Genomic DNA, 14,161 nt, shown 5'->3' with positions numbered 1-14,161 from the left:
AGCCCTAATCGAAGGATGGCAACAATACTACTGTCAGGTCATTGCACCTCAAAATAACACACTGTTTATGTGTAATAAATAAGTTACGCATCACCCTTTATTTAATATTAAATAATATGAGCCGTTATGATGATTATATCCTAGTCATTAACGCAGTTTTATAACGTTTTATCAAACTAGCTTTATACAATCAAAATTGTTTTTTCTATTGGGTTAAAAAATTTTTAACCTACTTAATCCCTGTTTATGTGATTTAACAATGGATAATGTGAACAATCAATTCAACTAGATTTATCAATTTATTATAAATAATAAATCAACAACAGCATGGTTTTTATATTATCACCTTATCGTTAAACCCTATCTTCTTTTTTATGGAGTCATTATGCCAATCACGACTGTTTCTAAGCTTGAAATGACTGAAGTTAGACGTTTGATAGCGGAAATTCTGTCTTTACCTGAAACAATTATATTTGAGGAGGATAACATACCGGATGTCTCTCGTTTAGATAAATTCATCACTGTTCTTAATATGTCTCAAACCGAGATAGGCAAAGAAATTTTATATTACGGTGAAGATGAAGAAGAAGTGATATCGACACTAAAAGAAGCAACCATTACCGTCAAAGCATACGGTAAAGATGCCTATGAACAGCTATGCAAATTAACAGAATCAATGCAGTTCACGCCTGTTTGGCAAAAGTTAAAGAAATTAAGAATGGGGTATCTTCGATGCTCCGATATTGAAAACGTATCTACAACTTCTGCAGACAAAACCGTTCAACATGCACAAGTAGATCTTATTTTTTCCATCAATCCAATCGTTAAAACCAGCGTTAAACGCGGTGATAGCGTTAATTTTACATTCGAGGTTACTAAATGAGTTTACCATTAAGTCAAGTCGTAGATGCAACTCTACAACAATCGCCAAGAGGGGCACAAAAACGTGACCTAAGCGTTGTGGCTATTTTTACAAAAGATATGTGTGAAGAATTCAGCAATAAAGATACTCGTTATGTTGTTGTTTCAGATGCAACAACAGTTGCAAATTTATTTGGCACTGATTCTGATGCATATCAAGCTGCTTGCGCATTATTCTCTGCTCAACCTAAACCGAAAACGGCATTGATTGCTAAATATATGCAAGAGGGGGTTACCACTAAAGCGTTGAGTTCAAAAATTAATGGCTCTGCTTTAGCTGTCAGCTATATTCAATTTAAGAGTATTAAAGATGGTTATTTTTCTTTTTACTTTGGTGATGCTAAACATCAAATTACTGATCTGGATTTTAGCAATGTATCAAGTATGAATGATGTTGCAACTGTCATCAATACTAAATTAAAAGATAGTGGAGTTTCAGTTATTTATGATTCTGTTGGTAATAGATTTATTTTAGCTGCTCAAAAAGAAGGTAAGGGCGACAATTTTGGATATGTGTTTGATTCTCAATCAGAAGGCTCTTATATCGGTAATCTTTGTAATTTAATTGATGGTAAAGCATCATTAATTAAAGGAGAGGATACGACAACTTATCGTAAAGAGTCGCCTGCTGAAGCATTAACTGCATTACAAAATCAATATCAAAATTGGTATGGTGTGTATTTTGCAAATACTATTACAGATAGTGAATTAGTGGAAGCGCATGATTGGGTTGTTGCTCAAGGGGTTGAAAATGCCAAAGTATTAGCCTATACCGAAACTCGAGAAAAAAATATTGAATACAGTGATGATAATGTTTTAAAAACATTGTCAAAACGAAATAGCGGACGCTTGATGGTTCAATATAACAACAAAGGGAATAACCATGCTGCTGCTGAACTTATGGGCATTGCGTTAACCACCGTATGGACAGGTATTAATACCGCTAAAACAGTCAAATTTAAACAAGAAGCTAGTGTTACATCAGACGACAAAATCACTGTCAATGAAGCGATGAAATGTCGTCGTTTAGGTGTCAATTTTTATACAGATTATGCTGGTGTTAATATGCTTGCAGAAGGCGTTATGGTTGGTGGGACATTCATTGATGAAACCACAGGACTAGATGCATTCATTAATGCAATTCAAGTACAAGCATTTAATGCGTTACAAGGTGAACCGACTAAAATTCCACAAACTGATAAAGGACAACAACGCTTAATCAGCAAGTTAAAAATTATTGGTGAGCAATTTGTCAATAACGGTTTTCTTGGCATGGGTAAATGGTCGCTTGGCGATATTGGTGAGCTGAAATTTGGCGATACGGTGAATGGATACTATTTCTATTCAGATTCTTTTGATACGCAAGACACGGCTGATCGTGAAGCGCGCAAAATGATGCCAATTAATTGCGCATTGAAACTTGCTGGTGCAGGTCACAGCGTTGATATTATTGTTCAATTTAATCGATAAGGATACACGATGTCTAATAAATCTTTTTCTTTAGAAGATGCTGTCTTAACAATAGATGGCTATGAAATAACAGGTTATGAAAATGCTCAAGATTCCATTAGTATTGCACCCATAGGCGATGATGGTGATATCACTTATGGTATCAATGGTGAAGGGGTGTTTGTTAACACTTGCAATAAAGGTGCTACTGTCACGATTAAAACATTACAGCACACTGAAACTAACGAAGTATTAAATCAATTACGACAAGCCCAAATTAATAATCCGACAAAAGCTAAAGGTAAGTTAATTACCTATAAAGATTTGCGTAATGGTGATGAATTTTTATTGACTGGATGTTGGTTTACCACGCCACCAACTATTGCACGTGGTACAGCTCACAATGGTTTAACATGGACACTTAAAGCAACGAAAGCTGAATTTAACATCAAAGGAGGTCAATAATGGAAAACAAAGATTATATGATAGATAATGTTGTTTATACCTTTAAACAAGCAGATTTTTACAAAGCCAATAAATATCTCAAAAAACTCACAGCCCTCTTAAAGGGCTGTTTTTCTGTCGGGGATACTACATCAGGATTTGATATTGGACAGTTAGCTTCTAATATTGGTACTGAGCAATTTGAAGAAATTGAGCGATTTATTCTCGATTATGTCACAGCCACAGATGAAGCTGGTAAAAAGATATTATTCCAAAACCCAAGAGAAGCTAGTGAATTTTTTAATGCGCATAGAAGTCATTATTACCAAATCATCATTGAAGGATTGAAGTTCCATTTTTTGGCTTTTTTACCAAGTGGCCTATTATCCAATCTAAATACGCTCAGCTTGGAGGAGATAGCCAAGAAAGCGATATAGATTGGTTTATGTGGAGTGTTATTGTCAACAATTATGCAACACTCCACGAATTAAAAACTGTATATTCACTTGATGATGTTATCGATATGCACCATGTGATAGCAGAAGTTAGATTGGCTGAAAAGCCAAAGGAGAATTAAAGTGCATCTAGAGCAATATTTGATAAAAATTGGTGTTGATATCTCACAGGTAAACAATCTAACTAAAGTCACGACTTTTTTAGAAATCAGTGCAATGAAGTTATCTAACATTGGCAAAGTTATAAATACTACACTTAATAATGCGATTAACGATGCGAGTCAATCTAATGAAAAAGCGGCTGAGTCATCTGAAAAAGCTAAATCTAAATTTGAGATTTTAAAACAAGCTTTAACGAGTATTACGACTGCAGCCAAAAACTATGGGGAAAAAATGATTAGCGCTTTTAACAGCGCTATTGATAAAGCAGAAGAACTTGCTGGCAAAAAAAATCTCTTATTTTCGATTTCAAAAAGTGAACTGGCACAAGTAAAAAAATATAAGATCGAACTTGAGAAGTCCGGTCTTGCGATTGATAGCATAAAAACGAAAATTGCTTTAGGATTATTACCAAGGGTAACTGAACTTGTAATAAGCTTTAATAAATGGCTCAAAGCTAACAAGAAATTGATTGCCAAAGGTATCAACGTCGTAATTAGTGTTCTTTCGAATTTTATTCAAGTTATAAAACATGCTTTTGAATTTATCGATATGATAATTTCTAAGACCATTGGTTGGGAAAATGCCATAATAGCCTTGAGTGTTGCTTGGGCAGTCTTAAATCGTGCTATGCTGTTTAGTCCGATTGGGCTAGTCATCGGTTTGATAGCTGGATTATTGTTGATCATTGATGATTTTATGGTTTTCTTAAAAGGTGGTAAGAGTCAATTTGCTCCATTTTGGCAAGCCTGTATCGACAACATCAAAAATGCAATAACTTGGTGGCAAAATTTAGATAAAAACTGGAAAAGTATTATTTTTGCCGTATTGGGCTATTTGCTTTTATTAGGCGGAAAAATAGCGTGGGTATCAGCTAAAGCTAAATTAATTACCTCAATCTCCAATGCTATTCTAAGTATTGGTAATGCTCTCAAAACGCTTGGAAATTTAGTTAAAATTATTAAAACAATTGGCAGTGCAATAAAAACACTGACGTCTATCATGATAGCTAATCCTATTCTGGCTATTATTACTGCTATCGCTTTGGCTGCTTATCTTATTTACGATAATTGGGATTTTCTTGTTTCCTTTTTTTCTGATTTTTGGAATAAAGTTACTAATTTCTTTAAAAATGGTATAAAAGATATACTCATGTACTTTGGTATGAGTGAAGAAAATGCCGAGAAAACGGTCAATGCAATAGGCGCTACCTTTGACGCAATTTTAGACTTAATTACGGCACCATTTAAGGCTGCTTGGGAATTGGTTAAAAGCTTATTTACAATTTGGACGGATGATAGCACTTCAACAACTGAGAAAATTGGTCAAACCTTTGAAGCAATAACTGATTTTATTACAGCGCCATTTAAAGCTGCTTGGGAATTCATAAAAGGATTATTTGAGATTTGGGGTGTTGATGTCACTTCTTTTATCGATAATTTAGGAAAGACGTTTTCTGGTATTCTTGACTGTATTACGCAACCTTTTAAAGATGGTTTGAAATGGATTGAAGACAAGTTTTTTGCTGTCATCGATAAGATGAAAAGTAAAATAAAAGGTGTACTTTCTTTTTTTGGTTTTGGTAATGATAAAGATGAACAAGCTCAAGAAGAAAATCTTAAAGCCACGAATTATTCCGCAACCCAAAATCTTGCACTCGTAAGTACAGATGTAGCAAAAGCTGGAGGTTTATCTGCATTAAATAAAAACGTCAATAATAACAGTGAAATAATAATTCATAATACAATGAATGTAACTACACCTCAGAATGGTCTCGATCAAGTTTGCAATCTTGTCGACAATGCTGCGAGACGAATCAATGATAATACAGTTACAGCGATGGGGTCTAACTGATGTTTCAATCTATTTTAAACAAATCATCAAAAAATAGTGGGTTAATTGTTACTGACAATTTTGTATTCAGTTTAGATATTAATACTGTCGAACAGCATACATCAAAATTGAAAGTCACGGAAAATCCCATTGAAAATGGGGCTAATATTGCCGATCATGCAGTTTTAGAACCAAAAGAGATTTCAATAAATGGCCTTATTGTGGGATATGAAAAAAATACTTTCTCGATTGACCATTTTTTGGGAATAGATTTATTCAATTACCCTTTGCCGATGCCAATAAAAACTTTTGCAGCACAAGCGGAAAACATGGTAAATCGATTTGCATCACATTTTCAAACAAGCGCTGAAAGGTTGAATCAAGTCGTGGCCGATTTTCTACCTGAATATCAGTCTCCTATTATAAATAGCTTATTTTCAGATCGTATTGCAGACGCTTACGAAAAATTGCTGGCAATTCAACGGAGTGGTGAACCTGTTATCCTGCAAACTAATGCTAAGCAATATAATAATATGGTTCTAAGTTCTGTGGGTTTGACTCAACAAAAAAATACTTATGGTGAGTTTTCCTTAACGTTTCGAGAAATTTTTATCGTCGAAACGCAAATTGCAAGTGGTCTAAATCAAACGGTTAAAAAACAGAATCTTGGTAAAACACAACCACAGAAAATCGAAGAACTAAAATCTGTTCTTTATAAGATTTTTAGTTGGTTTATTAAGTAACGTAGATAACTTCAAAGCTAAAAAAGTGATTAGTTGTTGGTAAATAAAGAAAATTTGAGAGATTAGTATGTATATAATTCAGACAACTTATGATGATGTGCTAGAACAAACCTTTACATTATACGATATGAATTTACGATTAACATTAAGATTCAATACGGTATTAGTCGGCTACCAATTTGATTTGTTTGATATTAACAATAATCAATATATTACAACCAATAAAGGACTGTCTGTAGGCAGTCCAGCGCTTATTGAATTTGACCTTCCTTTTGTTTTAGTCCTTTATGACAAATCAGGATTAGGAATAAATGCAATAACGAAAAATGACTTACATAATCGAATGCAATTATTAATTATGACAAAGGATGAATATCGTGAGACAATTCGGGCGAGTTTTAGAACTGAAAATAGGCAATCGTAAAGAAAGTATTGTATTGAACAATCTTAGAGTCACTTTCTCGGTCAACAAAACACTTACTTCAGATCCTAACACCGCTGAAATTTCAATATACAACCTCAACGATTCAAATCGTAATTTAATCAGCACGAAACAATATGATTATGTAGAATTATATGTTAGTTATCAGGATGATGTCTTACGGATGATTTTTTGTGGTGATATTTTAACGGTGGAAAATCAACTTTCCGAGCTGGATATTATCACGACCCTAAGGTGTGCTGATGGTCACAAAGCTTTTACAGAAAAAGTTATTATCAAAACATTAGAAAAAGGACAAACTGACAATGATTTTTTTAATGAAGCGTTAAAAAGTTTTGGTTTAAAAAAAGGCAATGTTAATCTTCCTAATAATAAAGCACTTCCTCGCGGAAAAGTTTTCATGTGTGATACTCGCGAACTTATGCACCAAATAGCAAATAATAATGATGCCGATTGGTCTATCCAAGATGACGAACTGATTGTTATCCCCAAAAATAAGGCTATTTCAAATCATGAAGGATTTGTTATTTCAAGAACGACGGGCATGATAGGAACGCCTAAAAAGACAGATAAAGGGTTAGAAATAACAACATTATGTAATCCGCATTATAAGATAGGTGCATTAATTCGAGTTGAATCTAAACTCACAGAACTCAATGGAGACTATAAAATTAAAGCGCTACAACATAGTGGGGATCTATATGGGAATAACTGGCAAAGCAAATTACAGTGTATTTTTGGTAATTTCGAAAAAATTTGATTTGTTATCAATTTAGATATAGGATGAGCATCCCAATATAATTTATAAAAGGATGGAAAAATGAAAAAATTACTTGTACTTTTAATGTCTATAACTTTATTAACTGCTTGTGGCGATAAAAAGATTGATGCTTCAACACCTGAAAAATATCAAGAATCATTAGCTGAAGTTGTAAAAGACCTTAACTTCAGTGAAGCGCAATCTTTTACAGCAGCTTTGAGTAAAATTAATATGCAAGCGGCTACTGAAGCAAATTACGATAATAAGAAAATGGAAGAAATCATGAAGCAAAAACTTGATGGTAAAACTGTTTCCGAAGTGATTAAACTTGCTGAGCAAATTAATTAACTCTATTAATGCAATCAAATGAATATTCATGATTAATATCTAAAAAAGATTGCAATTTTTGGAATCAGGTCAGTTTTATGGTTATTGTACCATTGTTTAGATGTCTTAAGTAAAGCTTTATTAAAACAAAGTTAAACGCTTAATCGAATCAAACATTTTACTGTAATATTAAAGTTAGCAGATATACACTAACGTTCCCGAAGCTAAAGATTGCAATCTCAACGTAATTTTTTTATTTCCATTCGTTTCAAATATTTTCTAATCTATCAAATCAAAATTAAATTTCTGATATCTTTTATAAAACAATAAGTTATTTTAATTAAAATAATCATTCTATCAGTCAATACAAGACAATTACTCTGTAACCAACAATAAATTAACCACCTGCTAAAGGTGGTTTTTTATTGGCTTAAATTCGTAGGTAAATTATGGTTGATACACTATACCAAGCAATTGAAAATCAAATTAAACGTGCCCAATCAAATATTTATACGGCATTGCCTGCAAAGGTGATCAGTTTTGATGGTCATACAGTGCAATGTAAACCGATGATTAATAGAGTATTAGCAAATGGGGAAGAGATATCGATTCCGCCATTGGTTGATGTTCCTGCACAATTTCCTCACGCCGGCGGTTTTTGTATGACGGTACCTATCAAAGCAGGTGATGAAGGTCTGGTGGTCTTTTCCAGCCGTTGTATTGATGGCTGGTTTGCATCGGGCGAAGCATCAAAACCGCTTGATAATCGCATGAATGACTTAAGCGATGGTTTTTTTATCGTAGGTTGTAACAGTGTGCCTAACAAAATTCCAGATTTTTATCATGATGGCGTATCGATGCAAACAGATGACGGTCAAACTCATATTCGATTAACGCAAGGAACAATCTATATCAAAGGCAATATTGTACATGAAGGAAATAAGCAACAGTTTGGAAACTATGACCAAATTGGTAGTTTCAATCAATCTAATGGCAATACAATTAGTTCCGGCATAATCACTGCACAAGATGTCATAACAAACAAAGGAATTAGTTTGAATACTCATAGACATACAGGTGTGAAAAGCGGCGATGACACGACAGGAGAGCCAACATGAAAGTAAGAGAGCTAGACAATAATCATGATTGGACATTTGGGCAAGGTTTGGCTAATTATTTACATCAGTCAGATGCAATAGCCCAGTGTGTAAAAACTAAATTATTATCCTTAAAAAAAGATTGGTTTTTGGATCGCAATGACGGTATTGCCTGGTTTGATTATCTTGCTAAAAACCCAAATACTAAACAGTTGGAAATTGATATAAAAAAACAAATTTTCAACATTGAAGGTGTGATTAGTATTGATGAGTTCGATATTTTATTGGATAGCGAGACGCGTGAGTTTCTCATTCAAATTACCTACACAGATAAATTCAACAATTCTAATGAGGCTTCATTTAATGTTACAGATAACAGATAAAGGAATTGTTATTGATGATTTTGACACAATTAAAAATCGTTTAATAACAAGTTTTAAATCGATTTATGGTGAAAATGTCAATTTAGATAGTGATACGCCAGATGGGCAATTGCTCGGTTTATTTTCTCAGGAATTATCGAACATACATCAAGCAGTATCATTTATTATTCAGATGTTAGACCCTTATCAAGCGACTGGGCAGTGGTTGGAACAACGGGCAATGTATGCAGGATTAACCAGAATAACCGCATCATATTCATACATCGATGAAGTCATTTTTAATGGAATGCCAAACACATTGATTCCTCAAAACGCTATTTATGTTGATAAAAACAAAAATAAATGGGTAACAACAGAGCCAATAAAATTAAATGATTTAGGTAGTGCTCGTTCAAAATTTAGGTCGCTAGAGTTAGGTCATTATACCGTTAACGCAATGGATGAATTTACACCGAGCACTATTATCATCGGCGTAGATAAAATTACTGCCAACACCCAAAGCTATGGCGGAGTTGACGAAGAAACTGATGCGCAACTATTAAAACGCTTTATGTTATCACACTCAATCAATAATCATGATGATCGCCAAGGCATACAGTCTGCATTAATGAATATAACCGGTGTGACTAAATGCGTAGTATATGAAAACTATACGAATAAAACGGATGAAAAGGGTGTGCCTGCTCATTCATTTAATGCCGTGATCCTTGGTGGCGATGATGAACAAATAGCAGAGGTGATCACTAAAAAGAAAATTGGCGGTTGTGGACTATTTGGAAAAATTGAGACGATGTATTTATTAGATGAAATACCTCGAAAAGTTCACTTTGATAGACCAAGAAAAGTCGATATCAATGTCTCAATGACAATTGGTCGTTACAAATCTTTTAATGATATCAATTCAGAACAGATTAAAGCTAATTTAAAAAGTCTTGATTTTGAAATTGGTGAAAATGTGTATGCATCTCGCATTATTTCAAGCATTAACTTAGTTGACGGATTTTATATTAAAGAACTCGCTGTAAACAGTGTCAACATTGTCAATATCGATTATCGAGAGTATGCACAGATAACGCATGTTGAGGTGCTAATAGATGAATAGAGAAAAATTCCTCATTTGGCAATATCGTACAAAACCCAAGGCATTAGGCACTATCAGAGCTATCAATAAAGAGACTGGTAACACATTTAACAATGTCATTCAAATTGCGGATGTTCTCAGCATCAACGACGCGACAGGTTATGCACTTGATTTGATTGGTCGTCATGTTGGCGTCTCGCGCGTATTACCTTCTGCTATCACCAAAGAATATTTTGGATGGTTAGAAGATAACACAGCATTATCATTTGATATTGGTGAATTTTATCGACATGGCGATGCTTTAACGGCATCTGTTGTATTAAATGATAGCGATTATCGTTTCTTTATTAAGGCAAAAATTACTAAAAATTATCAAAGTGGTGAAATATCAAACATTGTAAAATCAATTAAATTCGTGATTGGCAAACATGGAAATATTATTGATTCCCAAAATATGACAATGAACGTATTAGTTAACAGTGATCAACTCAATTCACTTACTTTGTATGCAATTAGTAAAATGGATATTTTAGCCCGACCTGTTGGTGTTATGTATCAATATATTGTTCTAATTAATAATGAACCGTTTGGATTTTCGCATGACAATGCATCATTCAGTTTTAATTTAGGCAAATTTGTTCGACTTCAAGAAATAGGAACTATTCAATGATTATACAAAAAAAACCAGATTATTTAATCTTTGCAGATTCAGCAAAAAAAGGGGAAGTTACGGATTTTCCTGATGTAAGTCGAGGCTGGGGAATCACCATCGATCAAACTGCTTCGAAACCACCAATGGAATGGATGAATGGCGCATTTAATCGAATTGATAAAAATATACTATATCTGTTACAACAAGGTGTGCCAGAATGGAGTGAGTTAGTTACTTATCCAGAAAATGCTATTATAAAATATAATGGTGCTTTATACATAGCCATAGTTAAAAATGACAATGCACAACCGTCGAGCGACACCTCTAAGTGGCAAAGATTACAGGCAGATTATTTTAATGCTTTACCCGCACAAAAAATAATGAATGGTAGTGATCCTATTTATGAGGTAGGTGAACATGTTGATTTTAAAGAACGGCCAACTGTTAATAACCGCGATTTAATTTGTAGCAACGATTACACCGGATCATTCAATAAAAATGGTTATATAAAACTACCCAGCGGATTAGTGATTCAATGGGGGGAATCAAGATATTCTCAAACTGCTGGGGTGAATGGCTATATACAATCGTTTCATACAGCGTTTCCGCATACGTGTTTTCTGGTTATGACAAGCGATAGGTATTACGGCGCAAATTCAACATCGGCACACCCAATTTCAGCATCACAATTTAGATGTTGGGGAAGATGTGGGCCTGGCGAATATGCTGACACCGATTTATTTTACATAGCATTAGGATTTTGAGTATGAAACATTTTTATAATTTTAAAACACAATCATTTTATATAGATGAAATCAATATTGATATACCACCAGATTCAATTGAAATCACAAAAGATCAACACATTGATTTATTTAACGCAATCAATGCGGGGTGTGTTATATTTAATGATTTAACGTATTCAGAGTCCCCACTGTCAGGTTTTCACAAATGGAACGGTGGACAATAGGTACTGGATATGGCTGCGGAAACTGATTTTAAAATCAGGAAAAACATAGCTCTCAGAGATAAATTAATAACTGACGCCAGTACGAAAAAAACATTATTACAATGCGCTATAAAACACAACGTAGCAACAGATAATGAAAAACGACTATTAGAGCGTTTAGAGTTATTTTCCATTGACGTTCCTCGTATTGACACGGCACATGTTAACGCTGTGTTTCCTGAAATACCCGAGTGATTACTCGGTTTCTTGGGACCAGTTAATATCTGATTGATTAATATCAATACGGGTCAATAAAATCATGTATGTTTTTACATTTCTGCCTCGTTTGATTCTAGCATATCTTAATCGATAATGTCTTGCAGGATTGTTATTTGTGTCCACATTATTAATTAATTGTTGTTGTTTTTATTTGTTGGTTTTTATTTTATCTATATTGCTGAGACTATCACTAATATTCTTTAGTTTTGATTGTCCGTTTGCATCAGCAACTATTTTTTTATTGTCGGGTATGTCCGACATAAAAAACCAATGATTATTGTCTAATTCTATTACATCATAATTGATATCATATATACTGGGCATTACCTCTGCCGTTGTTATTTTATTGAAATATCTCATATTAATATCCCTCGGCTGAGTATGAACATGCAAATTCACTCATCGCAACCATTCCCGATGCACCGAACATTCCCGCTGTTAGCCCTATTTCATGCAAACTATTGATTTCATAATTTATGATTTCAACTGCAGGTGTAGATGTTTCAATTGAGACATTGACAGATATAACTGTCTGGGTAAACGGTATTGGGAATGGAACTTTTACACAACCTAACGGGTTTGGTGAATGAAGCGGGTTGGAGACAGGCCATTTATTGCCAACTCGTTTAAAGCCATCACTGTATATTTCATACCAGCCGTTTATGTTTGAACCTTTAGCAATTATAAAACGGCTAATCTGCTGGCCGTTTATTGCTATTTTTTTAAAATCAACATGTTCACCTACCTCATAAATAGGATGCTTTATTAATCCTTAGTTTTTTATATTCCCTACCTCTATTGTCATTATATCTATCTGTCATTTGTTGGGATTTATGTCCTAATAAAGTCATTGTATCGAGTCGTTGTTCTCGATATAAACGTTCTGCTAATGATCTTATTTCATGAAATGTGGTAGGTGTACCTGTCCAATAATTTTTTTTAAAAACTTTATCACGTAAGCGTGCAAATTGTCTTGTTATTGCTTCTAACTTTATTTGTTTATTATTATTGCTTAGCAAATAATTATTTTTGGTTGAATCAATGATATCTTGTAAACTAATATTCAGTTTTTTACATTTCAATTTAACTGGTAATGCTATTTTCGCTCCAGTTTTATATTGTTCAATTAATAAGTAATTACGTTTAATGTTAGATTTTTTCATAGTTGCGATATCGGAACGACGTTGACCCGTTACTATGGCTAACATCATCGCATCATGTAACGTTTTATTTCCCGTTTTGTCAGCTTCATTTAATATTTTTTTAAACTCATTTAATGTCATTCGAGATCGTTTTACTGTAACTTTTGGGCATTTTATTGGATCAGTTGGATTTTTATCATTCCAGCCTTGAGCATAAGCTTCTCTAAATATATCTTTGAGTAAATGATACATACATTTCGCTGATGGTGCTTTATCTTGATCAGTATAAATCTTAATGAGTTGAGCAATATCTTGAGGTGTGATTTTTGTTAAAGGTCTTTTTCCAATGTTTTGTCTGATAACTTTGATTAAATATTTTTTTATTTCGATAGTTTTAGGTTTTAAATTACGTTTTAATAGAATATCTAGATAGTTATCAAGCCACTTATTAACTAATTTTGAATTTGAAGATTGAAATAATTTAGATAGAAAAAACATAGCATACCATTCTTTAAATGGAATATTCTGCGCTAAATACATTGATTAGCTAGCAAATTGAGATATTAAATTTAGATACTCAATGTGAATTCAATAATTAATTTATACTACAATATTTAACAGTTGATATTTTTTAATTTTTTGAATTTAAAACTTTATATCTATATTTTATTTTGAATAATTTTAGTTAAATAAAAACTTTATGATGTGAAAATTCGAAAAAACGATTAGTTAAGGATATTGGAACTTATTGTTTTGATACGCATTCATTAACATAATGATGGTACGCCCGGGTGGACTCGAACCACTGACCCCCACCATGTCAAGGTGATGCTCTAACCAACTGAGCTACGGGCGTAAATTTGAAACACGCAAATATTAGCTTTCAAATTGATTACAAGCAAGTAAAAAAATTATTTTTTGGTTGTTTTTTCAGCTGTTGAACATTTTTGACTATAAAAAACACAAAATTTGTTAGTTTTAAAACTATAACAAATCTAAATTGAAAACAAATATCAGTTCAAGGTGGTTTGTTGCTTTAAATTTA

The 14,161-nt window shown here is 33.3% G+C and carries 18 protein-coding genes and 1 tRNA gene; 16 read left to right on the top strand and 3 right to left on the bottom strand.

Annotated features, from left to right (window positions below; translation table 11 throughout):
* Positions 1 to 385: 385 nt before the first annotated feature.
* The 16 genes from ACGH4F_RS08055 to ACGH4F_RS07980 all read left to right on the top strand — a co-directional run bounded on the left by ACGH4F_RS08055 (position 386) and on the right by ACGH4F_RS07980 (position 11,950).
* On the top strand, positions 386 to 883 hold the full coding sequence (locus ACGH4F_RS08055) for an LIC_12616 family protein (RefSeq protein WP_411590786.1): 498 nt from the start codon (positions 386 to 388) through the stop codon (positions 881 to 883).
* Entirely contained in the window at positions 880 to 2,391 is a 1,512-nt protein-coding gene (locus ACGH4F_RS08050; protein WP_411590784.1) for a DUF3383 domain-containing protein, read from the top strand. The genes ACGH4F_RS08055 and ACGH4F_RS08050 overlap by 4 nt, the downstream gene beginning before the upstream one ends.
* Positions 2,392 to 2,400: 9 nt before the next feature.
* On the top strand, positions 2,401 to 2,835 hold the full coding sequence (locus tag ACGH4F_RS08045) for a phage protein (protein ID WP_065558727.1): 435 nt from the start codon (positions 2,401 to 2,403) through the stop codon (positions 2,833 to 2,835).
* Positions 2,835 to 3,251 carry a phage tail assembly chaperone gene (locus ACGH4F_RS08040; RefSeq protein WP_411590781.1) on the top strand — a complete coding sequence of 139 codons (417 nt, stop codon included), beginning with the start codon at positions 2,835 to 2,837 and terminating at the stop codon, positions 3,249 to 3,251. Before ACGH4F_RS08045 ends, ACGH4F_RS08040 begins: the two co-directional genes overlap by 1 nt.
* Before the next feature lie 141 nt (positions 3,252 to 3,392).
* A complete protein-coding gene (locus ACGH4F_RS08035) occupies positions 3,393 to 5,282 on the top strand; it encodes a hypothetical protein (protein ID WP_411590780.1) in 1,890 nt (629 codons plus the stop codon).
* Entirely contained in the window at positions 5,282 to 6,004 is a 723-nt protein-coding gene (locus ACGH4F_RS08030; RefSeq protein ID WP_411590779.1) for a phage baseplate protein, read from the top strand. Before ACGH4F_RS08035 ends, ACGH4F_RS08030 begins: the two co-directional genes overlap by 1 nt.
* Before the next feature lie 67 nt (positions 6,005 to 6,071).
* Positions 6,072 to 6,428, top strand: a complete 357-nt coding sequence (locus ACGH4F_RS08025) for a phage baseplate plug protein (RefSeq protein WP_267351846.1) — start codon at positions 6,072 to 6,074, stop codon at positions 6,426 to 6,428.
* A complete protein-coding gene (locus ACGH4F_RS08020) occupies positions 6,373 to 7,206 on the top strand; it encodes a phage protein (RefSeq protein WP_411590777.1) in 834 nt (277 codons plus the stop codon). Before ACGH4F_RS08025 ends, ACGH4F_RS08020 begins: the two co-directional genes overlap by 56 nt.
* 60 nt (positions 7,207 to 7,266) lie before the next feature.
* Positions 7,267 to 7,554, top strand: a complete 288-nt coding sequence (locus ACGH4F_RS08015; protein ID WP_267351849.1) for a DUF6694 family lipoprotein — start codon at positions 7,267 to 7,269, stop codon at positions 7,552 to 7,554.
* A 428-nt stretch (positions 7,555 to 7,982) separates the two neighbouring features.
* Positions 7,983 to 8,651, top strand: coding sequence for a Gp138 family membrane-puncturing spike protein (locus tag ACGH4F_RS08010; RefSeq protein ID WP_267360080.1), 669 nt, complete (start codon positions 7,983 to 7,985; stop codon positions 8,649 to 8,651).
* Positions 8,648 to 9,013 carry a hypothetical protein gene (locus ACGH4F_RS08005; RefSeq protein WP_267351853.1) on the top strand — a complete coding sequence of 122 codons (366 nt, stop codon included), beginning with the start codon at positions 8,648 to 8,650 and terminating at the stop codon, positions 9,011 to 9,013. The genes ACGH4F_RS08010 and ACGH4F_RS08005 overlap by 4 nt, the downstream gene beginning before the upstream one ends.
* Positions 8,994 to 10,115, top strand: a complete 1,122-nt coding sequence (locus ACGH4F_RS08000; protein ID WP_411590774.1) for a baseplate J/gp47 family protein — start codon at positions 8,994 to 8,996, stop codon at positions 10,113 to 10,115. The genes ACGH4F_RS08005 and ACGH4F_RS08000 overlap by 20 nt, the downstream gene beginning before the upstream one ends.
* Positions 10,108 to 10,764 (top strand): DUF2612 domain-containing protein, encoded by a 657-nt coding sequence (locus tag ACGH4F_RS07995; protein WP_411590772.1) that lies wholly within the window; start codon positions 10,108 to 10,110, stop codon positions 10,762 to 10,764. Before ACGH4F_RS08000 ends, ACGH4F_RS07995 begins: the two co-directional genes overlap by 8 nt.
* Positions 10,761 to 11,510, top strand: a complete 750-nt coding sequence (locus ACGH4F_RS07990) for a hypothetical protein (protein WP_411590771.1) — start codon at positions 10,761 to 10,763, stop codon at positions 11,508 to 11,510. Before ACGH4F_RS07995 ends, ACGH4F_RS07990 begins: the two co-directional genes overlap by 4 nt.
* A gap of 2 nt (positions 11,511 to 11,512) precedes the next feature.
* The gene (locus ACGH4F_RS07985; protein WP_267360071.1) at positions 11,513 to 11,716 is read left to right on the top strand and encodes a hypothetical protein; all 204 of its coding nucleotides are present in this window, start codon (positions 11,513 to 11,515) and stop codon (positions 11,714 to 11,716) included.
* Between the two features lie 9 nt (positions 11,717 to 11,725).
* Positions 11,726 to 11,950 (top strand): tail fiber assembly protein, encoded by a 225-nt coding sequence (locus ACGH4F_RS07980; RefSeq protein WP_065557970.1) that lies wholly within the window; start codon positions 11,726 to 11,728, stop codon positions 11,948 to 11,950.
* A gap of 171 nt (positions 11,951 to 12,121) precedes the next feature.
* On the opposite strand, the gene ACGH4F_RS07975 is transcribed toward ACGH4F_RS07980, so the two are convergent.
* The 3 genes from ACGH4F_RS07975 to ACGH4F_RS07965 all read right to left on the bottom strand — a co-directional run bounded on the left by ACGH4F_RS07975 (position 12,122) and on the right by ACGH4F_RS07965 (position 13,972).
* Positions 12,122 to 12,334 (bottom strand): hypothetical protein, encoded by a 213-nt coding sequence (locus ACGH4F_RS07975; RefSeq protein WP_411590768.1) that lies wholly within the window; start codon positions 12,332 to 12,334, stop codon positions 12,122 to 12,124.
* Between the two features lie 386 nt (positions 12,335 to 12,720).
* On the bottom strand, positions 12,721 to 13,656 hold the full coding sequence (locus tag ACGH4F_RS07970) for a tyrosine-type recombinase/integrase (RefSeq protein WP_411590766.1): 936 nt from the start codon (positions 13,654 to 13,656) through the stop codon (positions 12,721 to 12,723).
* Positions 13,657 to 13,895: 239 nt separating this feature from the next.
* Positions 13,896 to 13,972, bottom strand: a tRNA-Val gene (locus ACGH4F_RS07965).
* Positions 13,973 to 14,161 lie beyond the last annotated feature (189 nt).

The organism is Gilliamella sp. CG35, from assembly GCF_046635745.1.
In the GTDB taxonomy this organism is placed as follows: Bacteria; Pseudomonadota; Gammaproteobacteria; order Enterobacterales; family Orbaceae; genus Gilliamella; species Gilliamella apicola_I.
Note: the sequence above shows the minus strand (reverse complement) of the source record. Positions and strands in the feature narration are given on the sequence as shown.

Bases quoted from the DNA above. Each gene is read 5' to 3' on its own strand.
- ACGH4F_RS08055 (WP_411590786.1), top strand. From the start codon at position 386: ATGCCAATCACGACTGTTTCTAAGCTTGAAATGACTGAAGTTAGACGT.
- ACGH4F_RS08050 (WP_411590784.1), top strand. From the start codon at position 880: ATGAGTTTACCATTAAGTCAAGTCGTAGATGCAACTCTACAACAATCG.
- ACGH4F_RS08045 (WP_065558727.1), top strand. From the start codon at position 2,401: ATGTCTAATAAATCTTTTTCTTTAGAAGATGCTGTCTTAACAATAGAT.
- ACGH4F_RS08040 (WP_411590781.1), top strand. From the start codon at position 2,835: ATGGAAAACAAAGATTATATGATAGATAATGTTGTTTATACCTTTAAA.
- ACGH4F_RS08030 (WP_411590779.1), top strand. From the start codon at position 5,282: ATGTTTCAATCTATTTTAAACAAATCATCAAAAAATAGTGGGTTAATT.
- ACGH4F_RS08025 (WP_267351846.1), top strand. From the start codon at position 6,072: ATGTATATAATTCAGACAACTTATGATGATGTGCTAGAACAAACCTTT.
- ACGH4F_RS08020 (WP_411590777.1), top strand. From the start codon at position 6,373: ATGAATATCGTGAGACAATTCGGGCGAGTTTTAGAACTGAAAATAGGC.
- ACGH4F_RS08015 (WP_267351849.1), top strand. From the start codon at position 7,267: ATGAAAAAATTACTTGTACTTTTAATGTCTATAACTTTATTAACTGCT.
- ACGH4F_RS08010 (WP_267360080.1), top strand. From the start codon at position 7,983: ATGGTTGATACACTATACCAAGCAATTGAAAATCAAATTAAACGTGCC.
- ACGH4F_RS08005 (WP_267351853.1), top strand. From the start codon at position 8,648: ATGAAAGTAAGAGAGCTAGACAATAATCATGATTGGACATTTGGGCAA.
- ACGH4F_RS08000 (WP_411590774.1), top strand. From the start codon at position 8,994: ATGTTACAGATAACAGATAAAGGAATTGTTATTGATGATTTTGACACA.
- ACGH4F_RS07995 (WP_411590772.1), top strand. From the start codon at position 10,108: ATGAATAGAGAAAAATTCCTCATTTGGCAATATCGTACAAAACCCAAG.
- ACGH4F_RS07990 (WP_411590771.1), top strand. From the start codon at position 10,761: ATGATTATACAAAAAAAACCAGATTATTTAATCTTTGCAGATTCAGCA.
- ACGH4F_RS07985 (WP_267360071.1), top strand. From the start codon at position 11,513: ATGAAACATTTTTATAATTTTAAAACACAATCATTTTATATAGATGAA.
- ACGH4F_RS07980 (WP_065557970.1), top strand. From the start codon at position 11,726: ATGGCTGCGGAAACTGATTTTAAAATCAGGAAAAACATAGCTCTCAGA.
- ACGH4F_RS07975 (WP_411590768.1), bottom strand. From the start codon at position 12,334: ATGAGATATTTCAATAAAATAACAACGGCAGAGGTAATGCCCAGTATA.
- ACGH4F_RS07970 (WP_411590766.1), bottom strand. From the start codon at position 13,656: ATGTATTTAGCGCAGAATATTCCATTTAAAGAATGGTATGCTATGTTT.